The sequence below is a fragment of the Nocardia sp. NPDC004340 genome (assembly GCF_053602575.1).
Genome location: NZ_JBSGDW010000001.1, coordinates 713,891 through 733,778 on the forward strand (window position 1 = coordinate 713,891; position 19,888 = coordinate 733,778).

The following is a 19,888-nucleotide window of genomic DNA, read 5'->3' on the forward strand; positions in this document are numbered from 1 at the left end:
CGGTCCACCCAGATCTCCCCCGCCACAACAGCTTTCATGCGGCCAGCCCCTGAAGATCTGCCAATACGATACGCAGCAGCTGCTCGGCCCGCATCCGCTGCCACTCCAGCATGGAGTGCGGACTGAAGCGCGCCTCCTCGAACAGCGACACCAGTTCCCGCGCCGACGCGTCGTGCAGGAAGCCGCGGTCGAAGGCCCGCGCCAGCACCTCGGAGGGGGTGTCGGAGGCCAGCGGCGCGACCTCCCGCGCCTGCGCCAGACCGCTTTCCATGGCCACGTAGCAGGCGATGATGGCGGTGCGCGGATCCTGTCCGGGCGCGATCATGGCGGCCAGGCCCATCTCGGCCACCTTGGCCAGCGAGACCGCCTCGGTGGGGCTGGGCTGCGGCAGCGGGGTGCGGGTCAGGGCGGGCCGGCGGTTCGAGTTGACCGCCACCACGACCAGGCCGGTCATGGCGATCAGCACCAGCACGGTGGCGGTGATGCCGACCAGCAGCAGCGCGGTGCCGCTCAGCGACGGCTCCGGCACCGAGTCCATCGGGGGCGCGGTGGTTTCCAGGGGTTCCGTGGCGCCGGGCGTCGCGGTGGGCTGGGTGCCGCTCTCGCCGTGCCGTGCGGGGGTCACCAGGTAGATCGACAGCACCGCGGTCACGATCAGCGCCAGCGCCGCGACGCCGACCACCACCAGCAACCCGAGCCGCCGCAGTCCCGGGACGCGCACCAGGTTCTCGCGATCGGGTTCGGGCATGGCGAGCGGCAGCCGGTGCCGGCTGTTGATCACACCGGCCACCAGGATCACCATCGAGACCAGCAGCAGCACCGGCATCAATGCCAGGGACACCGCCGACGACGGATGCGGCGCCGCGGGTCCTCCGGTTCCCGGAACGTACCCGCGCAGTGCGACGACAGCCAGCACGACGAGACCGATCAGTGCGATCGTCCGCGTTGCCACCGTCCCCACCCCAGTCACGACCACTCCTAACCAGAGTCCAGCAGAAACAGGCACATAGTTACATGCCAAGCGGTTCGTCAGGACCAAAATCGGGAAGCTGGAATCACATACCCGCCGCGCATAAATCCCCCACCTGCGCGGCGAGCGTCACCAGCCCCGAAAACCCAGGTCATCCCGCCCGCGCCGGGCAGCCGACGCGCAACCCCACTTATCACCATCGGTGGTGGATCGCGGGCACGACGGACCGCCCGTCGAGGTCGGACGGGCGATACCGGAGCGGGATCGGGAGGGCCGGAATCGACAGCGGTCAGGCGGTACCGGTAGTGATCAAGCCGTGCGGCGCACCCGGGCGCGCAGACGCGTCAGCGGCGACGGCTGTTGCAGGGCGCGGGCCGGTTCGGCCACGTCCCGGATCGCCGTCGGACCCGGGTAGGAGCTCCCGGCCGGGGCGCCGACCGCACCGGCGGCCGTCCGCGGCTCCACCAGGCGGCCCAGGGCGCGGAAGTCCCAGCCCGCGGCCAGCCACGGCTCCGGGTCCAGGGTGTTGCGGGCGTCGATGATCACGCGCCCGCGCGCGACGGTGCGCAGGAAACCGGGGTCCAGCTCCCGGAATTCCCGCCACTCGGTCAGGTGCAGCACCACGTCCGCCTCGTGCAGGGCGGCGGCCGGGGTGGCCGCGAACACCAGCTGCGGCGCCACCGCGCGCGCCGGACCCGTCGCGGCCGGATCGAAGACGGTCACCTCGACGCCCGCCGCGTGCAGCCGCCGCGCCACGTCCAGGGCCGGGGAGTCGCGCACGTCGTCGGAGAGCGGCTTGAAGGCCGCGCCCAGGATGCCCACCCGGCCGACCGGCCGGTGCTCGCCGCCGAGCAGTTCGAGGGTCTCGCGCACCACTCGCTCGCGGCGGCGCAGGTTCACCGCGTCGACGTCGCGCAGGAACGCCACCGACTCCCCCGCGCCGAGTTCGGTCGCGCGGGCGATCAGGGCGCGCACGTCCTTCGGCAGGCAGCCGCCGCCGTAGCCCAGACCGGCGCCCAGGAACTTGCGGCCGATCCGGTCGTCGTGGCCCAGGGCGTCGGCCAGCAGGGTCACGTCCGCGCCGGTCAGATCACACAGCTCGGCCATGGCGTTGATGAACGAGATCTTGGTCGCCAGAAAGGCGTTCGCGGACACCTTGATCAGTTCCGCGGTGGGCAGGTTGGTGATCACCACCGGCGATCCCCCGGCGATGGGGGTGGCGTAGACCTGCCGCAGCGCCCATTCGGCGTCCGGGGTGGTCACGCCGAACACCAGCCGGTTCGGGTGCAGGGTGTCGTGGACGGCGTGCCCCTCGCGCAGGAACTCCGGGTTCCAGGCCAGATCCACCGAGATGCCCTCCGGAGCCAGCTCGGCGATGCGCGCGGTGAGCGCCTCGGCCGTGCCCACCGGCACCGTGGACTTGCCGACGATCAGGCAGTTGCGGGTCAGGTGCGGCACCAGGCCGTCCAGCGCGCTGTAGAGCTGCGACAGGTCCGCGGCCCCGTTCACGCCGGGCGGCGTTCCCACACAGAGGAAGTGGACGTCGGCGAACTCGGCGGCCGCGATCAGCGAGGTGCCGAAGCGCAGGCGGCCGTTGGCCACGTGCCCGGCCAGCAGGTCCGGCAGGCCGGGTTCGTGGAAGGGCACCCGCCCGGCCGACAGCGCCGCGGCCTTGGCCGGGTCGTTGTCCACCCCGAGCACGTCGAATCCGAGTTCGGCCATGCCCGCGGCGTGGGTGGCGCCCAGGTAGCCGGTGCCGATGACGGAGATGCGCAGCATCAGGATGCCTCCTTGGCAGCCGGGACCTCGCCCGGCACCGGGTCGGACCGCAGCGCCGAATCGGGCTGCGCGCGTTCCGCGATCACCTCGCGGTAGTGGCGGATGAGCAGGTCGTTGACCGCGGCCCAGGAGCGGTCGCGCACGCTGCGCACCGCGGTGGCCGCGGTCTGCTCGCGCAGCCGGTCGTCCTCGACCAGGCGGCGCACCAGCGCGGTCATGGCGTCGGCGTCGCCGGGCGGGTAGAGGAATCCGGCGCCGGGCGTGATCACGTCGATCGGGCCGCCGGACTTGGGCGCGACCACCGGCACCCCGGAGGCCAGGGCCTCCTGCGCTGCCTGGCAATAGGTTTCGTGGCGGCCGGTGTGCACGAAGACGTCCAGCGAGGCGTACGCGGCCGCGAGTTCCTCACCGTGCAGGACGCCGAGGAACTCCGCGTCCGGCAGCAGCTTGCGCAGCCGCTTCTCCTCCGGGCCGCCGCCCACGATGACGAGCCGCACCCCGGGCAGCGGGCGTAGTGCGGCCAGCAGCTCGAGTTCCTTCTCCGGCGCGAGCCGCCCGATGTAGCCGATCAGGGCTTCACCATTGGGGGCCAAGCGCTTTCGCAGCTCCTTCGAGCGACGGAAGGGCCCGAACTGCTGCAGGTCCACGCCGCGCGGCCAGCGACCCAGCCCCGGGATGCCCATCAGCTCCAGCTGGCGCAGGCTGGCGGTGGAGGGCGCGAGGGTGCGGTCCACCCGCAGGTGGATGCGGCGGGTCAGGGCCGTCATGGCGCGCACGCCGCCGGGCAGGTCGTAGCGCAGCGCGAAACCCACCAGATCGGTCTGATAGATGGCGACCGTCGGAATCCCGAGTTCGCCCGCGACCTTGGCCGCCTGATAACCCAGCGTGGCCGGGGAGGCGATGTGCACGACGTCGGGCCGGAATTCGCGCATGATCTTGCGCAGCCGCCGGCGGGTCTCGAGCCCGATCCGGAAGTCCCGATAGAACGGCAGCCGGGCTCCGCGCACCACGTGTACGCGGAACCCGGCGTATTTCGCCGGTCCGGTCGGGGCCACCAGTGTGGCTTCGTGACCCTTGGCGGCCAGGTGATCCAGCACCCGCCGTACGGAGTTGGTCACGCCGTTGACCTGGGGAAGAAAGGACTCGGCGACGACCAACACCCGCAGGCGGGCACTGTTCCGGAGATGGGGGCTATTACTCGGTCTGCTCGGGTTCCGCGGCGCGGAATCCCTTGCCTGCTCGCGGATTCGCATCGGTCCCCTCCGGTTCGGTGCAGCTCCTGACGCCACGGTAGGAAGCGGCCCGAAACCCGAGCCCCCCTCCGCATGGCCGGGACGTGAACCGTGCACGTCGATCTCCCCGGCCAGTTCACCGGGGCTTCGCCGAACGGCTATCGAGCCTCGAGATTGGCCGGTTCCCGCAGCTCGCCGAGGCGGCTGAGGGTGCGGTAGAGATCGGGGACGCGGCGCACCTCAGCGCCGAGTTCGGCCAGCGGGACCTCGGCGTAGACCGACAGTTCGAGGTCGGCGTCGTAGAGCACGTCGACCAGGTTCACGAAGCGCATCACCCAGTCCGGCGGGACCGTGCCCAGCGGCGGGACGTCGCACACCACCCAGGTGTGGAGGTCGGCGGTGAGTTCGAGGAAATCGGCCGCCGACACCGGGATGCCGCACAGCTCCGCGAATCCGACGGTGATCACGCCGTTTTCGACCGCGCGGGCGTGCAGCTGCCGGTGGGCGACCGGCAGGTCCACGGCCCCGCTCTCGGGGCAGGCGCCGACCACGTAGTGCCCGGCCGCGAATCCGGTGTGCCGCCCGCCGAGCGTGCGGTAGTCCGTCGGCCCGTTCACCGACACCACGTCGAGGTGCTCGAGGATGCGGTCGATGGTCGGCACGAACATGGCGTGCATGTAGGGATTGGGCAGCAGGTCCTGTGGCGGGTAGTTCGAGGTCACCACCAACGTGATGTGCCGGGCGAACAGGGTGTCCAGCAGCCGGGCCACCAGGCGGGCGTCGCCCGAGTCGTGGACGTGGAATTCGTCGAAGCAGATCAGCTCGGCGTCGCCCAGCAGCGCGGCCGCCGAGGCGTCGATGCCGCCGTACTCGTGGATGCCCGCGTTCAGCCGCGCGAAGAAGGCGTGGAAGTGGTAGCGCCGCTTGCGCGCCGTGGGGACCGATTCGAAGAAGCGGTTCATCAGCATGGTCTTGCCGCGGCCCGGCCCGCCGTACAGGTAGAGCCCGCGCGGCCGCCGCCACCGCTTGCCGACCCGGGCGGCGATGGCGTCGAGTCGGTCGGCGGCCGACCGCTGGTCGGCGTCGAGCACGATCTCCGTGGTTTCCATTGCGACCTCCCTGCTTCCTCTACCGCTGTAGAGCGTCCTCTATAGTTGTAGAGGATCGCGAAGCCGCAGAGGAGCGAAGGTGACCACTCCCACAACCGATCGGCGCAGTCTCATCGTGGACAGCGCCATAGATCTCATTGCCGCGCAAGGACTCCGGGCCCTCACCCATCGGGCCCTCGACACCGCGCTGGAACTTCCCGCGGGCTCGACGTCGTATTACTTCCGCACCAAACGCGCGCTCATCGAGGCCGTCGTGGACCGCATCACCACCCGCTCCCGCACCGATTTCACGGCCGGACAGGGCGGTCTGGTCACGCCCACGGCCCTGCCGGGCACGCGCGAGGACATCGACCTGGACGCGCTCGCGACCGGCATCGCGGGCTGGCTGGATCATCTACTGGCACATCGCCGCAACCATCTGATCGCGCGGCAGGCGCTCATTCTCGAATTGCTCGGCGACGCCGAACTGCGGCCGCGACTGGTGCGCAGCCTCTTCTCCCACCAGCACGCCACCGGCCTGTTCGACACCCTGGGCGCGGCCGAACCCGCCACCGCCGCGGCCGATTTCATCGCGGTCATCGAGGGCCTGGTCTTCGACCGTTTCGCCGGCGCCCGCACCGACCTCGCACCGGGCACGCCGGCGAGCGTCGCACAGCTGAAAGGCGTACTCGCCGTTCAGCTCAGAGGTGCTTCGTCACCGTGATCCGGGTGTCCGGCCACGGCGGCCGCTTGATCATGGCCGCGGTCGCGAATGTCGCCGCGATCAACCCCGTGAGCACGCCGAGCAGCGCGACCCGCTCACCATTGGCGGTGCACACCCACTCGACGTTCCCGCCGCTGACCACGAACATGCCGCGCGCCCGCGGACCGAACAGCCCGGGCTCGGTCACGGTGATGACCGTTGTCCCGTCCGAGGTCTCGTACGGCTCCCCGAACACCGGCGCGCCACGCAGCGGCGACAGCTCGTTCAGACGGTCTCGCACGGTCATGACGACCCCTTCCCGACAGGCGAATCCCGTCCCAATGTACGCCCCGAAAGCAGAAGTCCACCGGCGTGATTCACGCCGGTGGACTCCTTGTCCCCTCGAATCGAGGTCGGGTTCGATCGAGGTCAGTTGGCGGTGAGCACCAGGCCCGAGGTCGGGACGCCGGTGCCGGCGGTCACCACGATGTTCTCCAGGCCCTGGACCTGGTTGACCGAGGTGCCGCGGATCTGGCGCACGCCCTCGGCGATGCCGTTCATGCCGTGGATGTAGGCCTCGCCGAGCTGGCCACCGTGGGTGTTCAGCGGCAACCGGCCGCCGATCTCGATGGCGCCGTCGGCGATGAAGTCCTTGGCCTCACCGCGACCACAGAAGCCCAGCTCCTCGAGCTGCATCAGCACGAAGGGGGTGAAGTGGTCGTAGAGGATGCCCGCCTGCATGTCCTCCGGACGCAGACCGGACTGCGCCCACAGCTGGTCGCCGACCAGGCCCATCTCCGGCAGACCCGTCATGCCGTCGCGGTAGTAGCTGGTCATGACGTACTGGTCCGCACCCGAACCCTGCGCGGCGCCCGCGATCAGCGCGGGCTTGTTGGGCAGATCCTTGGCCCGCTCCGCGGAGGTGATGACGATGGCCACGCCGCCGTCGGTCTCCTGGCAGCAGTCCAGCAGGTGCAGCGGCTCGGCGATGTAGCGCGAGGCCTGGTGCTCCTCGAGGGTGATCGGCTTGCCGTAGAAGTGGGCCGCCGGGTTCACCGCCGCGTGCTTGCGGTCGGCCACCGCGATGCGGCCGAAATCCTCACTGCGCGCGCCGTACACGTGCATGTAGCGGCGGGCCACCATGGCCACCTGCGCGGCCGGGGTGCCCAGGCCGTGGGTGTAGGAGAAGCCGTTGTCCACACCCGAGGAGCTCGGGTTGCCGGTCGCCAGGTGAGTGGCGAACTGGCCGAAGCGGTTTCCGGAGCGCTCGTTGAACGCGCGGTACGCCACGACGACATCCGCGATCCCGGTCGCCACCGCCATGGCGGCGTGCTGCACGGTCGCGGCGGCCGCGCCACCGCCGAACGGGATGTTGGAGAAGAACTTCAGGGACGGGATACCGGTGGCGCGCGCGACGGCGGCCTGGGTATTGGTGTCCATGGTGAAGGTCGTCAGGCCGTCCACGTCGGCGGGGGTGAGGCCCGCGTCGGCGAGGGCGGCGGTGACCGCCTCGGCGGCCAGACGCAGTTCACTGCGGCCGGAGTCCTTGGAGAAGTCGGTCGCGCCGATGCCGACGATCGCGGCTTCGCGGCTCAGCCCGGTCACTGTGCCTCCTGAAGGGAGATAACGGCTTTCGCCGTGATGTGGTCGCCGAGCGAATCCTTGCCGACCACGTCGATGGTGACAGTCGAGCCCTCGACGGCCGAGACGGTGCCGGACAGGGTGAGGGTGTCACCCGCGTACAGCGGCACGCCCAGGCGCAGCGACAGCGACTTGACGAGAGCCGTCGGCCCCGCCCAATCGGTGACGAACCGCTGCACCAGACCGGTGTCGGTGAGGATATTGACGAAGATGTCCTTGGAGCCGCGCGCCAGCGCCTTGTCGCGGTCGTGGTGCACGTCCTGGAAGTCGCGGGTGGCCAGCGCCGTCGACACGATGAACGTGGTATCGGCGTGGATCACCAACTCCGGCAACGTGGTTCCGACCTGGACGGCCGACAGTTCGACGGTTGTCATTTGACGGCCTTCCAGTAGGGCACGGTGTTGTCGTCGTCGAGCTTCAGGAACGCGGCCTCGACCGGCATGCCGACCTCGACGTCGGCCGGGTCGACCCCGGCCAGCTCGCCGAGCATGCGCACGCCCTCCTCCAGCTCGACCAGGGCGACCACGTACGGCAGCTGCCGTCCGGGCACCCGGGGCGCGTGGTGCACCACGAAGCTGAAGACCGTGCCGCGGCCCGAGGCCACCACGTAGTCGGTGGGCTCCGAGTGGTGCTTCCACAGCGCGGGCACCGGCGGGTGCTGCAGGGTGCCGTCGGGCCGCTGCTGGATGCGCAGCTCCCCGGCCTTGACGCCCTCCCAGTAGAACTCGGTGTCCTTGGAGACGGTCGGCCGCACCCGCTTGGCGAGATCCTCGGCCGAGACGTCACCGGAAGCCGCGGGGGCCTCGGTCTTTCCGGTCCCGGGCGCGAACTTCAGCATCCGGAACTTCATCTCGGTGACCAGTTCGTCGCCCACGTACCAGTTGGTGAGGTAGGTGGTGAACCAGCCGTCGCCGAGCCCGGTCTTCTTGGGGCCCACGATGTCACCGATGCTGGAGCGCACCGTCACCTGCTCGCCGAGCTGCACGTAGCGGTGGTAGACCTGCTCACAATTGGTGGCGACCACCGAGGTGAAGCCGGCCGCGTCGAACAGCTCGTTGGTGCGGGTCATCGGGTCGTCGTCGGCGCGGACGCCGCCCAGGCCCAGCATGGTCCACACCTGCGCCATGGCCGGCGGGGCCACGATGCCGGGGTGCCCGGCCGCCTGTGCGGCGGCCTCGTCCACGTAGATCGGGTTGGCGTCGCCGAGGGCCTCGACCCAGTTGTTGATCATCGGCTGGTTGATCGGGTCGCGGCCCGCGCGGGGCGCGGACTCGCCGTCGGCCTTGATCTTCTCCAGGCCGTCGCGGATCTCGTCGGCCGTGAAACTCTTCGTCACGCTCTGCTCCTCTGCGATCTAGCGCGGCACCCGCGGCAGCCGCAGGCCCATCTGGGCGATCAGCTCGCGCATGACCTCGTTGACACCGCCACCGAAGGTCACCACCAGGTTCTGCTTGGTGCGGCGGTCCAGCCAGACCAGCAGTTCGGCGGTGGCCGGGTCGGCGGGATCGCCGAAGCGGCCCACGATCTCCTCGGCCAGGCGGCCGGCTTCCTGCAGCGCCTCGGTGGAGAACACCTTGGTCGCCGAGGCGTCGGCGATCACGTCGCGCGGATCGGCGTCGGGGCGTTCCATATTGGACGCCACCTGCCAGTTCAGCAGTTCGTTGAGCCGGGTCATGGCGTGCAGGCGGCCCAGCGAGCGGCGCACCTCGGCCTGACCGAGCACACCCTGCTTCTGCGCCCACTCGCGCACCCGCTCGTAGAGCTGCTCGATCTTGCCGGACGGGCCGAGGCTGACCCGCTCATGGTTGAGCTGGGTGGTGATCAGCTTCCAGCCGCCGTCGACCTCGCCGACGACCATGTTCGCGGGGACGCGGACATTGTCGAAGTAGGTGGCGTTGGTGTGGTGCGCGCCGTCGGCGGTGATGATCGGCGTCCAGGAGTAGCCCGGGTCCTTGGTGTCCACGATCAGGATCGTGATGCCCTTGTGGCGGGACTCCACGGTGCCGGTGCGGACGGCCAGCCAGACGTAGTCGGCCTCGTGCGCGCCGGTGGTGAAGATCTTCTGGCCGTTGACGATCCAGTCGCCGTTGGCGTCGCGCACCGCGGAGGTGCGCAGCGCCGCCAGGTCGGTGCCGGCGTCCGGCTCCGAGTAACCGATGGCGAAATGCACGTCACCGGTGAGGATTCCGGGCAGGAACTTCTGCTTCTGCTCCTCGGTGCCGAACGACTGCAGCGCCGGGCCCACGGTCAGCAGGGTCACCAGGGGCACGGGCACGTCGGCCCGGACCGCCTCGTTGTAGAAGATCTGCTGTTCCAGCGGACCGAAGCCCTGGCCGCCGTACTCCTTGGGCCAGCCGACGCCGAGCTTGCCGTCGCGGCCCATGCGCTTGACCACCGCGCGGTAGGCGTCGCCGTGCCGGTTCACCAGCATCTCGGCCTCCTCTTCGGGAGTCACGAGACCGGTGAAGTACGAGCGCAATTCGTCGCGCAGTTGCCGCTGTTCCGCGGTCAGTTCGATGAACATCTGGCTCCCATACGGTCCAGCCGGAACGATTCGCCGCCGAGCCAGCGGGCGATGTCCTTGGCCTGTGAGTAGTAGCGGTGCAGCGGGTGGGTGATGTCGACGCCCAGGCCGCCGTGCAGGTGGTGACACTGCTGCATGGCCGCGGGCAGTTCCGAGGCCACCGTGTACGCCAGCACGTCGAGATCGTCGTCGATCCGCTCCAGGTGCTCCGCGCTGGGGTCTTCCTGGGCGAGCGCCCAGGCCGCCGACAGCGCGACCGCGTGCAGGGTCCGCGAGACCACGTACACATCGGCGATCTGCTGCGCGACCGCCTGGAATTCGGCCAGCGCGCGGCCGAACTGCTGCCGGGTCCGCACGTGCTCGGCGGTCAGCCGGACCACACCCGCGAGCAGGCCGTCGGCCACCGAGCCCAGGCCCGCCAGCGCGTACCGGTGCAGCTCGGTGAGCCCGCCCGGCAGCAGCTGCCCGGCGGGAATCGCGACTCCGTCGAAGCGGACCGAGAACTCCGGCACACCGTCGGAGGTGGGGCTCGCGACGCGGGTGATGCCGGCGGCGTCACCGTCGACCACGGCGAGGCCGTTGTCGGTCGGCACCAGGATCCAGCGCGCGGTGTCGGCGTAGGGCACCGCCACCTTCTGGCCGGTGACGCGCACGGTCGCGCCGTCGCTCACCGCGGTGGTCTCGGGCTTCACCGTGAACGGCGCGCCGGTCTCGTGCAGGGCCGCGGTCAGCACCGCGCCCTCGGCCACGGCCGGGAACACCTTCTCCGCCAAGGCATCCGGCACGCCGATCGCCTTCAGCGGCAGCACGCCGAACGCGAGGGTGGCCAGCGCGGGCACCTGCGCGGCGTCGGTGGCCAGCTCGGTGAGCATGGCCGAGACCTCGAGCAGACCCATATCGTCGCCGCCGAAGCGTTCGGGCAGCGGCACGGCCAGCAGACCGCTCTCCGCGATGATGGGCCAGAGCGCGATATCGCGTGCGCTTTCACGCTCCAGCAAACTTACGACAACCTCGGCGACAGCGTCCTGGCTCTCGTCCCTGGTGAAGTCCAATTCAATGCTCCCGGTTGAGTGTGGGCTAGCTGCTCGACTCGCGAGGCAGCCCGAGAATCCGTTCACCGGCGACGGTCAACAGAATCTGTTCGGTACCGCCAGCAATCGACAAACAGCGTGTGAGCAGGAATTCCTTCACCACAGGGGTTTCCAGAGCGCCCGCGACACCGGACAATTCGACGGCGAACTCGGCCACCGCCTGCCGGTGCCTGACACCGACCAGTTTGCGCACACTGCTCTCCGCGGCGGGGTCCCCGCCGGTCAGCAGTTTCCGGGCCGCACGGGCCTCCAACAATGTTCCCGCAACCGACTCCGCGACGAGTCCGCCGAGCCGATCCGCGACCAGTTCGGCGCCCGGGCCCGAGACGGGCGCGGCGGCGATCAACGCCTCCAGCTCGTCGCCGATTCCCTTGCCGCCCATGGCCACCCGCTCCGCCGACAGCGTCGACCGGGCGATCTTCCAGCCATTGCCGAGCTCGCCGACCAGGCAGTCGTCCGGCACGAAGACGTCGTCGAGGAACACCTCGTTGAAGCGCGCCTCACCGGTGATCTCCACCAGCGGCCGGATGTCCAGCCCCGCGCTCTTCATGTCGACCAGGAAGTAGCTGATGCCCTTGTGCTTCGGCGCGGACGCGTCGGTGCGGGCCAGGCAGATGCCCCAGGTGGCGCGATCGGCCAGCGAGGTCCACACCTTCTGACCGCGCAGCTTCCAGCCGCCCTCGACCCGCTCGGCCACCGTGCGCAGCGCCGCCAGGTCCGAACCGGCGCCCGGCTCGGAGAAGAGCTGGCACCAGATGACCTCGCCGGTCAGCGTCGGCAGGGCGTAGCGCTCGATCTGCTCGGGGGTGCCCCACTGCAGCAGGGTCGGGATCGCCCAGTTGGCGATCGCGATGTCCGGCAGCGTGATCCCGGCCTTGCGGACCTGATCGTCGAGGCGGGTGCGCAGCAGCGGGCCGGCGCCGCGACCGTAGGGCGCGGGCCAGTGCGCGGCGATCAGTCCGGCCTCGGCCAGCGCCAGGCGCTGCTCGGCCTCGGGCAGGGCCGCGATCTTGGCCAGGTCGGCTTCCAGCACGGCCGCCTCGGCGGCGTCCAAACCGCCCGTCTCCCACTCCGATTCGGCCTCGCCGCCCAGGTCGATGCCGACGGTGCGGCGCACGCCCGCCAGGGTGAGCTCGGTGACCCGGGCCCGCCAGCGCGCGGTGCCGCCCAGCAGCTGCCGCAGCGCGGTGGCGCGGCGCAGGTACAGGTGGGCGTCGTGCTCCCAGGTGAAGCCGATGCCGCCCAGCACCTGGATGCAGTCCTTGGCGTTCTCGACCGCGGCGTCAAGGGACATCGACAGCGCGACGGCGGCGGCCAGCGGGAGCTCGGCGCTCCCGGCGTCCGCGGCCGCGGCGGCATCGGCGGCCACCGCGCGAATCTGCTCGACCCGGCACAGCATCCAGGCGCAGATGTGCTTGACGGCCTGGAACTCGCCGATCCGGCGGCCGAACTGCTCGCGCACCTTCGCGTATTCGGTGGCGGTCTCCAGGGCCCAGCCGGCGATGCCCGCCAGCTCGGCGGCGACCAGGGTGGCGGCCAGGTCCAGCACCGAGAAGCCGGGCTCGAACAGCCGGTCCGCGGCCACGGCGACCTCGGCGCAGACCACGCGGGACAGCGGCACGCTCTGGTCGATCGCGTCCAGCGGCTCGACGGTCAGTCCGGCGGCGTCGGCGTCGATCAGCGCCCACAGGTGGCGGTCGCCGTCACGGACCGGAACCAGCACGGCGGTTCCCGGCGCGGCGCCCGGAACCGAGTCCCACTCACCGGACACCACGGCGCCCGAGGCGCTCGCCGAGATCGCGATTTCGCCCTCGAGCGCGACGCCGCATGGCGTAGTCTCGTCGAGCGCCTCGCCGACGACGAGACCTGCCAGCGCCGTCGCGAGAACCGGTCCGCCGACGAGGTCGTGCGCCGCCTGTTCGATCAGGACGGCCAAGTCCCCGACGGTGCCGCCCGCGCCCCCGGCCTCTTCCGGAACCGCGACCCGGAAAACCCCGAGATCGGCCAGGCGCGGCCAGTATTCGTGCCAGAAATCTGGTGCGCCGGAACGCATTGTTGCAATTGGTCGCACTGCCGAAGCCCATCCGCGCATCGACTCCTGGACGGCTTTATGCTCGTCAGTGGTGGCTATGGTCACAACCCCTACCTTCTTCCCGGCGTGACTTCCACTCCTAGAACATGTTCTAATGTTCGAGCCGGGCGGAAGTCAAGCGCCGTCCCGACGACGCGGTACGAACTCGTGTCCGGCGCGTGTCTGCCGGGTGAGATGAACCGAACGATTCGTGCGAAAGGACTTTCAACCGATGGCCAGTCCCTCCCGATCGCAGGCCGCCGACGGGGCGCCCGGTGGACGCACCGCGCCCGTCACCACCCTCAGCGAGGAGGATCTGAGCTCGGCGGCCCAGCGCGACCGGCGTAAACGCATCCTCGACGCGACCCTCGCACTCGCCTCCAAGGGCGGCTACGACGCGGTCCAGATGCGGGCCGTCGCCGAACGCGCGGACGTCGCCGTCGGCACGCTCTACCGGTACTTCCCGTCCAAGGTGCACCTGCTGGTGTCCGCCCTGGCCCGGGAGTTCGAGTCCTTCGAGGGCCGCCGCAAGCCGCTGGCCGGGGCCACCCCGCAGGAGCGCATGCACCTGCTGCTCACCCAGGTCACCCGGGCCATGCAGCGCGACCCGCTGCTCACCGAGGCCATGACCCGCGCCTTCATGTTCGCCGACGCGTCCGCGGCCGCCGAGGTCGATCGGGTCGGCAAGGTGATGGACCGGTTCTTCGCCCGCGCCCTGTCCGACGAGATCCCCAGCGACCGCCAGCTCGCCATCGCCCGCGTCATCTCCGATGTGTGGCTGTCGAATCTGGTCGCCTGGCTGACCCGTCGCGCGTCCGCCACGGACGTCACCGAGCGCCTGGAGCTGACCGTCGATCTGCTCATCGGCGGCGACAAGGAGTAGCGAACGCACTACTGCGTTCGCGAAGCGAGACGGGCTGCCCGGTCCGGAGAGCCGGGCAGCCCGTTGACATTTCCGGGGTCCGGGTTTGCTGGAACAGCGCTGGTCAGCCGGGGTGAACAGCGAGCAACCCGGGTGTGTCTCACACACGGCGTGATCGACGCGAAAGTGTCTTGTAAACGCTATGTATCACCGCACACACGAGCGGGCAATCAAGACCCAGTAGCATCACTCGCGCCCTGAAAAATCTCCTCCGATCACTAGGTTGGATGCGTGAGCGCACAGGATTTGTCACTCGAACTGCGCCGTGCCCTGTCGGCCATCGCCCGCGTGCCACGGTTGCTGGTTGCTTCGGACTACGACGGGACCATCGCGCCCATCGTCTCCGACCCGGCCAAGGCCTATCCCCATCGAGAATCGGTGAGCGCCTTACGCGCTCTCGCCGGACTCACCGGCACCACGGCTGCCGTCATCTCGGGCCGCGCCCTGCGAGATCTCGCGGCGCTGTCGCGACTTCCGGTCGAGGTTCAGCTGATCGGTAGTCACGGTTCGGAATTCGATGTCGGCTTCGTGCACGCCATCGACAACGACGCGAAACAGCTACTGCAAGAGGTCACTACGACTTTGACGCAGATCGCTCAGGACAACCCGGGCGCCTCGGTCGAGATCAAACCCGCCAGCGTGGCCCTGCACGTCCGCAACGCCAGCCCCGAAATCGGCCGTCGCGCACTGGTTCAGGTGCGTCAGGGTCCGGCCAGCTGGGTCGGCGTGCAGACCACCGAAGGCAAGGAAGTCATCGAGCTCGCGGTCGTCGAGACCGACAAGGGCGCGGCCCTCGACATCGTCCGGCACCAGCAGGGCGCCTCCGCGGCACTGTTCATCGGCGACGACGTGACCGACGAGAAGGCGTTCAAACGCCTCTCCGGACCCGACGTCGGCATCAAGGTCGGCGACGGGGAGTCCCTCGCGAAATACCATGTGGCCAGCACCGAGGAGGTGTCGAAGGCGCTGGCGTTCCTACTCGAGGAGCGCCGCACATGGTTGGCAGGTGCCTCGGCCCCTCGAATCGAGCGGCTGACCATGCTGGCCAGCCCTCGCTCCAAAGCCCTTGTCACACCGGACGGTACCGTCACCTGGCTGTGCCACCCCGAACCCGACTCGGCCGCCGTCTTCGCCCACCTGCTGGGCGGACCGGGCGCGGGGCACTTCACCATTCAGCCCGAGCGCGCGGGGCTGCCGCTGTCGCAGCGGTACGTCGACGGCACCATGACCGTCGAAACCCGTTGGTCCAGTTTGCAGGTCGTGGACTACCTGCCGCACGACGTGGTCCCCGAGCGCACCGACCTCACCCGTGTCATCACCGGTGATGCCAAGGCGGTCATCATCTTTGCGCCCCGGCCCGAATTCGGGCAGGTGCCGGTGCGGCTGGTGCACGCCACCGGCGGGCTCAAGCTCGAGGGCACCAACGATCCGATGGTGCTGCGCTCCCCCGGCGTCGAATGGGAGATCATCGACGAGGGCAACCACCACACCGCCCGCGCCGTCGTGGACCCCTCCCAGGGTCCGGTCGTACTCGAACTGCGCTGCGGCACCTCCGATCTCGCGCCCGCCATGCGGCCCGAGACGGACCGCCGCCGCGACGCCGAGCGCTACTGGGGGGAATGGGTCGGCACCCTCGAACTGCCGCCGCTCAAGCCCGACCTGATGAAGCGCTCCGCGCTCACCCTGCGCGGACTCGTGCACGCGCCGTCCGGGTCCATCCTGGCCGCGGCCACCACCTCGCTGCCCGAGGACATCGGCGGCGTGCGCAACTGGGACTACCGCTACTGCTGGCTGCGCGACGCCTCGCTGACCGCGTCCGCGCTGGTCTCGCTGGGCTCCACCGGCGAGGCCGAGGAACTGCTGGCCTGGGTGCACCGGGTGCTCGAGACGCTGCCCGGACCCGAGCGGCTGCACCCGCTGTACACCCTCTACGGCGAGACCCTGCCGCCCGAGGCCGTCATCGACCAGCTGCCCGGCTACGCCGGCTCGCGGCCGGTGCGCGTCGGCAACGCGGCGAACATGCAGGTCCAGCTGGACGTGTTCGGGCCCATCGTGGACCTCATCTCGCAGCTCGCGCACACCCGGGAACGCCAGGGCATCAACGATCCCGCCAAGGCGCTGCCGGACGCGGACTGGGAGTTGGTGCACGCCATGGTGTCCGCGGTGCAGCGGCGCTGGCGTGAGGCCGACCACGGCATCTGGGAGATCCGCGGCAATCCGCGCCACCACGTGTACTCGAAGGTCATGGGCTGGCTGACGGTGGACCGGGCGCTGACCCTGGCCAAGCAGTTCGGCCGCCCGGCCGACCCGGAGTGGGCGCCGCTGCGCGACACCATCGCCGACGAGGTCAAGACCGAGGGCTGGAACGACGAAGTCCAGTCCTACACAGCGGCTTACGACGGCACCGACCTGGACGCCGCCACCCTGCACATCGGATTGAGCGGGCTGATCGAGCCCTCCGACCCGCGCTTCGCGGCGACCGTGGTGGCCACCGAGGCGGAGCTGCGCAGCGGGTCGACGGTGTACCGGTACCACCACGACGACGGGCTGCCCGGCGGCGAGGGCGGGTTCCACCTGTGCGCCGCGTGGCTGGTCGAGGCGTATCTGCTGATCGGCAAGCGGGAGGACGCGGAGGCGTTGTTCGCGCAGCTGGTGGATGTGGCGGGACCGACCGGCCTGCTCTCCGAGGAGTACGACCCGGTCGCCGAACGCTCGCTCGGCAATCACCCGCAGGCGTACAGCCACCTCGGTCTGCTGCGCTGCGCCCAGTTGCTGAGCCAGCCGGTCGCGGCCTTCACCAGCCACTGACCTGAGGATTCGATAGTTCCGAAAGGCCCGGAGAGCAGCTTGCTCTCCGGGCCTTTCGTGTCGCGGACCACATCCGCGGATCGGGGCTAGGGACTCGCCCGGGGCGTGCGCTACATTCAAATGGCAATCGTTTTCGTTATTGATAAGCCGTAGTGCCAGGAGTGCCCCGCGTGACCAGAAGCTCTGCCCGAGGATTCGCCGTGTTCGCCGCAGGACTCGCGACCGTCGCCACCCTGACCGCCTGCGGCAGCACCAAGACCTCGGACCAGCTCACCGTCGTCGCGTCCACCAATGTCTGGGGCGACATCACCCGGGCCGTCGCCGGACCCGACGTGAAGGTCGAATCGATCATCGACGACCCCAAGGTGGACCCGCACTCGTTCGAGGTCACTCCCGCCGACGCCGCCCGGATCACCGATGCCGCGCTCGTCGTCTACAACGGCGGCCTCTACGACGAATTCATCGACAAGGCCATCGCGGGCCGGGACAAGAAGACCGTCAACGCCTTCGACATCGCGACCGAGAGCGGCCACGCCCACGAGAGCGCCTCCGCCGCACCGACATCCGCCAAGACCGAGGCCGCCGGTCACGACCACGAGGCCAACGAGCACATCTGGTACGACGTGCACCAGGTCGGCCACGTCGCCGAGCACATCGCCGAAGCCCTCGGCGCCGTCGACCCCGCCCACAAGCAGGACTACACCGACCGCGCCGCCGCGTTCACCGCGAAACTCGCGCCCGTCGAGGCCGTCACCGCCAAGATCGCCGCCGAGCACCCGAACCAGCCGGTCCTGCAGACCGAACCGCTGGCCGCGTACCTGCTCACCGCCGCCAAGGCCGACGACAAGACCCCGCGCGCCTTCCAGGAGGCCATCGAGCAGGGCACCGACCCGGCCCCCGCCGACGTGGCCGCCGTCCGGGACCTGGTGAACGCCAAGCAGGTTCGCGCCCTCGTCTACAACATCCAGACCGAGGACAAACTCACCAAGGACCTCCGCGCCGCCGCCGACAAGTCCGGCGTCGCCGTCGTCGAGGTCACCGAAACCCTCCCTCAGGGCCTGGACTACGTCACCTGGATGACGAACAACGCCCAGTCCCTCGCCAAGGCTCTCGCATAAACACCCGCAGCACCGCCGGATCCGGGAGGACCACCATGACCGCGAACCCCGCGACCAACCCCGGGGTCACCACCCCCAAGGCCGGTTGCGCCCTCACCGGAGCCCGCCCCCGCACCCCCGGGCGCTCCGGCCGCGCGGAACCCACCCGGACCGTCGCCGCACCCCAGCCGGAAACCGTGCGGCGCCAGGGCGTCCCCGCGGTGCGGCTGGCGGGCGCACGGCTGGCGTTCGGCGAACGGACGCTGTGGGACGGACTGGATCTCGAGGTCCAGCCGGGCGAGTTCATCGCGGTGCTCGGGCCCAACGGCTCCGGGAAGACCTCGCTCATGCGAATGCTGCTGGGGCAGCTGGGGTTGACCGCCGGAGCCGCCGAGATCGCGGGATCGCCGGTGCGCGTGGGCAACCCGGATATCGGCTACGTGCCGCAGCAGAAGACCATCGAAGGCGGCGGGCAGCTGCGCGGCGTGGATCTGGTGGGCTTGGGCGTCGACGGGCACCGGTGGGGACTCGGGCTGCGCGGGCGCAAGGAACGCAAACGGAAAGTGGCCGAGGCGATCTCGGCGGTCGGGGCGGAACACTTCGCGTACGCGCCGCTGGACGCGCTGTCCGGCGGCGAACAGCAGCGGCTGCGGGTCGCGCAGGCACTGGCCGGTGACCCCCAGGTGTTGTTGTGCGACGAGCCGCTGCTGTCCCTGGATCTGGCGAATCAGCGGCTGGTGTCGGAGCTCATCGATCGGCGGCGGCGCAGCCACGAGACGGCCGTGCTGTTCGTGACCCACGAGATCAATCCCATTCTGCCGCTGGTGGATCGGGTGCTGTACCTGGTGGACGGGAAGTTCCGGATCGGCACGCCCGACGAGGTGATGACCTCCGAGACCCTCTCCGAGCTCTACGGCACCGAGGTCGACGTGCTGCGGGTGCGCGGCCGCCTCGTCGTGGTCGGCACCGGCGACGCCATGGACGCGCTCGGTGAATCCGGCGCGGCCCACTGCCAGCCGGAGGTGCGGGCCTGATGGAGAAGCTGTCCAAGCTGTTCTCACAGCTGTTCGACGTGTCCACCACCACGCATCTGCTGGCCTACGACTTCGTGCAGCAGGCCGTGATCGCCGCCGCGCTGCTGGGCCTGCTGGCCGGGGCCATCGGGCCGCTCATCATCAGCCGGCAGATGTCGTTCGCCGTGCACGGCACCAGCGAGCTGTCGCTGACCGGCGCGGCCGCCGCGCTGCTCGCCGGGATCGGGGTGGGCGTCGGCGCGATCATCGGGTCGGTGGTGGCGGCCGTGCTGTTCGGCGTGCTCGGATCCCGGGCCCGCGAACGTGATTCGGTGATCGCGGTGGTGCTGTCCTTCGGCCTCGGCCTGTCGGTGCTGTTCCTGTGGCTCGGCCCGGAACGCGCGGGCTCCAAGTTCTCGCTGCTCACCGGCCAGGTGGTGAGCGTCGGCAACTCCGGTCTCGGGCTGCTGGCCACCTGCACGGCCGCGGTACTGGTGGTGCTGGCCGCCGTCTACCGGCCGCTGCTGTTCGCCAGCGCCGATCCGGAAGTGGCTGTCGCGCGCGGGGTTCCGGTGCGGGCGCTGTCGATCGTGTTCGCGGTGCTGCTCGGCGTGACGGCCGCCTTCGGCGTGCAGATCGTGGGCGCGCTGCTGGTGCTGTCGCTGCTCATCACGCCCGCCGCGGCGGCCGCGCAGCTCACCGCGAGCCCGGCCCGGGTGGCGGTGCTGTCGATCGTGTTCGCCGAGATCGCCGCGGTCGGAGGCATTCTGCTGTCGCTGGCCCCCGGCGTCCCGATCTCGACCTTCGTCACCACCATCTCGTTCACCATCTACCTGATCTGCCGCGTGGTCGGGTCCCGCACCCGCAATCGGCGCACAGCCCTGGTCGCCGCCTGAGTTTCGCGGCGATCCCGCGAAACCGGCCACACCCCACCCGATCTGCCGCATGA

Annotated in this window: 17 protein-coding genes; 6 read left to right on the forward strand and 11 right to left on the reverse strand. The window is 70.2% G+C overall.

Features of this window, described 5'->3' with window-relative positions; translation table 11 throughout:
• Positions 1 to 34 precede the first annotated feature (34 nt).
• From ACWEOI_RS03045 to zapE, 4 genes are all read right to left on the reverse strand, one after another.
• A complete protein-coding gene (locus tag ACWEOI_RS03045) occupies positions 35 to 970 on the reverse strand; it encodes a DUF4129 domain-containing protein (protein WP_452358806.1) in 936 nt (311 codons plus the stop codon).
• Between the two features lie 309 nt (positions 971 to 1,279).
• A complete protein-coding gene (locus ACWEOI_RS03050; RefSeq protein ID WP_433673219.1) occupies positions 1,280 to 2,746 on the reverse strand; it encodes a nucleotide sugar dehydrogenase in 1,467 nt (488 codons plus the stop codon).
• 2 nt (positions 2,747 to 2,748) lie between these two features.
• Positions 2,749 to 3,867, reverse strand: a complete 1,119-nt coding sequence (locus ACWEOI_RS03055) for a glycosyltransferase family 4 protein (protein ID WP_452358807.1) — start codon at positions 3,865 to 3,867, stop codon at positions 2,749 to 2,751.
• Positions 3,868 to 4,139: 272 nt separating this feature from the next.
• Positions 4,140 to 5,090, reverse strand: a complete 951-nt coding sequence (zapE, locus tag ACWEOI_RS03060) for a cell division protein ZapE (RefSeq protein ID WP_452358808.1) — start codon at positions 5,088 to 5,090, stop codon at positions 4,140 to 4,142.
• A gap of 79 nt (positions 5,091 to 5,169) precedes the next feature.
• On the opposite strand from zapE, the gene ACWEOI_RS03065 reads away from it, so the two are divergent.
• Positions 5,170 to 5,793 carry a TetR family transcriptional regulator gene (locus ACWEOI_RS03065; RefSeq protein WP_433670176.1) on the forward strand — a complete coding sequence of 208 codons (624 nt, stop codon included), beginning with the start codon at positions 5,170 to 5,172 and terminating at the stop codon, positions 5,791 to 5,793.
• Here the strand turns inward: ACWEOI_RS03065 and ACWEOI_RS03070 are convergent.
• From ACWEOI_RS03070 to ACWEOI_RS03100, 7 genes are all read right to left on the reverse strand, one after another.
• Complete coding sequence (locus tag ACWEOI_RS03070) at positions 5,771 to 6,079, reverse strand: hypothetical protein (protein WP_433670174.1); 309 nt, start codon at positions 6,077 to 6,079, stop codon at positions 5,771 to 5,773. The two genes, ACWEOI_RS03065 and ACWEOI_RS03070, sit on opposite strands and share 23 nt — an antisense overlap.
• Positions 6,080 to 6,201: 122 nt before the next feature.
• Complete coding sequence (locus ACWEOI_RS03075) at positions 6,202 to 7,377, reverse strand: lipid-transfer protein (RefSeq protein WP_357275796.1); 1,176 nt, start codon at positions 7,375 to 7,377, stop codon at positions 6,202 to 6,204.
• Positions 7,374 to 7,787 (reverse strand): MaoC family dehydratase, encoded by a 414-nt coding sequence (locus ACWEOI_RS03080; protein WP_357087381.1) that lies wholly within the window; start codon positions 7,785 to 7,787, stop codon positions 7,374 to 7,376. Before ACWEOI_RS03080 ends, ACWEOI_RS03075 begins: the two co-directional genes overlap by 4 nt.
• Positions 7,784 to 8,749 (reverse strand): OB-fold domain-containing protein, encoded by a 966-nt coding sequence (locus tag ACWEOI_RS03085; RefSeq protein WP_433670172.1) that lies wholly within the window; start codon positions 8,747 to 8,749, stop codon positions 7,784 to 7,786. Before ACWEOI_RS03085 ends, ACWEOI_RS03080 begins: the two co-directional genes overlap by 4 nt.
• 18 nt (positions 8,750 to 8,767) lie before the next feature.
• The gene (locus tag ACWEOI_RS03090; RefSeq protein ID WP_357275790.1) at positions 8,768 to 9,937 is read right to left on the reverse strand and encodes an acyl-CoA dehydrogenase family protein; all 1,170 of its coding nucleotides are present in this window, start codon (positions 9,935 to 9,937) and stop codon (positions 8,768 to 8,770) included.
• The gene (locus tag ACWEOI_RS03095; RefSeq protein WP_452358809.1) at positions 9,922 to 10,989 is read right to left on the reverse strand and encodes an acyl-CoA dehydrogenase family protein; all 1,068 of its coding nucleotides are present in this window, start codon (positions 10,987 to 10,989) and stop codon (positions 9,922 to 9,924) included. Before ACWEOI_RS03095 ends, ACWEOI_RS03090 begins: the two co-directional genes overlap by 16 nt.
• Before the next feature lie 25 nt (positions 10,990 to 11,014).
• A complete protein-coding gene (locus ACWEOI_RS03100) occupies positions 11,015 to 13,165 on the reverse strand; it encodes an acyl-CoA dehydrogenase family protein (RefSeq protein WP_433670168.1) in 2,151 nt (716 codons plus the stop codon).
• 166 nt (positions 13,166 to 13,331) lie between these two features.
• On the opposite strand from ACWEOI_RS03100, the gene kstR reads away from it, so the two are divergent.
• The 5 genes from kstR (at position 13,332) to ACWEOI_RS03125 (ending at position 19,835) form a co-directional block, all read left to right on the forward strand.
• The gene (gene kstR / locus ACWEOI_RS03105; RefSeq protein ID WP_357087396.1) at positions 13,332 to 13,982 is read left to right on the forward strand and encodes a cholesterol catabolism transcriptional regulator KstR; all 651 of its coding nucleotides are present in this window, start codon (positions 13,332 to 13,334) and stop codon (positions 13,980 to 13,982) included.
• 270 nt (positions 13,983 to 14,252) lie between these two features.
• Entirely contained in the window at positions 14,253 to 16,829 is a 2,577-nt protein-coding gene (otsB, locus tag ACWEOI_RS03110; protein WP_433670167.1) for a trehalose-phosphatase, read from the forward strand.
• 170 nt (positions 16,830 to 16,999) lie between these two features.
• The gene (locus ACWEOI_RS03115) at positions 17,000 to 17,947 is read left to right on the forward strand and encodes a metal ABC transporter solute-binding protein, Zn/Mn family (protein WP_452358810.1); all 948 of its coding nucleotides are present in this window, start codon (positions 17,000 to 17,002) and stop codon (positions 17,945 to 17,947) included.
• A 35-nt stretch (positions 17,948 to 17,982) separates the two neighbouring features.
• Positions 17,983 to 18,960, forward strand: a complete 978-nt coding sequence (locus ACWEOI_RS03120) for a metal ABC transporter ATP-binding protein (RefSeq protein ID WP_452358811.1) — start codon at positions 17,983 to 17,985, stop codon at positions 18,958 to 18,960.
• Entirely contained in the window at positions 18,960 to 19,835 is an 876-nt protein-coding gene (locus ACWEOI_RS03125; RefSeq protein WP_379280338.1) for a metal ABC transporter permease, read from the forward strand. Before ACWEOI_RS03120 ends, ACWEOI_RS03125 begins: the two co-directional genes overlap by 1 nt.
• Positions 19,836 to 19,888: the final 53 nt, after the last annotated feature.

Excerpts from the sequence above, each read along its gene's own strand:
- zapE (WP_452358808.1), bottom strand. The coding sequence starts at position 5,090 with ATGGAAACCACGGAGATCGTGCTCGACGCCGACCAGCGGTCGGCCGCC.
- ACWEOI_RS03070 (WP_433670174.1), bottom strand. The coding sequence starts at position 6,079 with ATGACCGTGCGAGACCGTCTGAACGAGCTGTCGCCGCTGCGTGGCGCG.
- ACWEOI_RS03080 (WP_357087381.1), bottom strand. The coding sequence starts at position 7,787 with ATGACAACCGTCGAACTGTCGGCCGTCCAGGTCGGAACCACGTTGCCG.
- ACWEOI_RS03090 (WP_357275790.1), bottom strand. The coding sequence starts at position 9,937 with ATGTTCATCGAACTGACCGCGGAACAGCGGCAACTGCGCGACGAATTG.
- kstR (WP_357087396.1), top strand. The coding sequence starts at position 13,332 with ATGGCCAGTCCCTCCCGATCGCAGGCCGCCGACGGGGCGCCCGGTGGA.
- ACWEOI_RS03120 (WP_452358811.1), top strand. The coding sequence starts at position 17,983 with ATGACCGCGAACCCCGCGACCAACCCCGGGGTCACCACCCCCAAGGCC.
- ACWEOI_RS03125 (WP_379280338.1), top strand. The coding sequence starts at position 18,960 with ATGGAGAAGCTGTCCAAGCTGTTCTCACAGCTGTTCGACGTGTCCACC.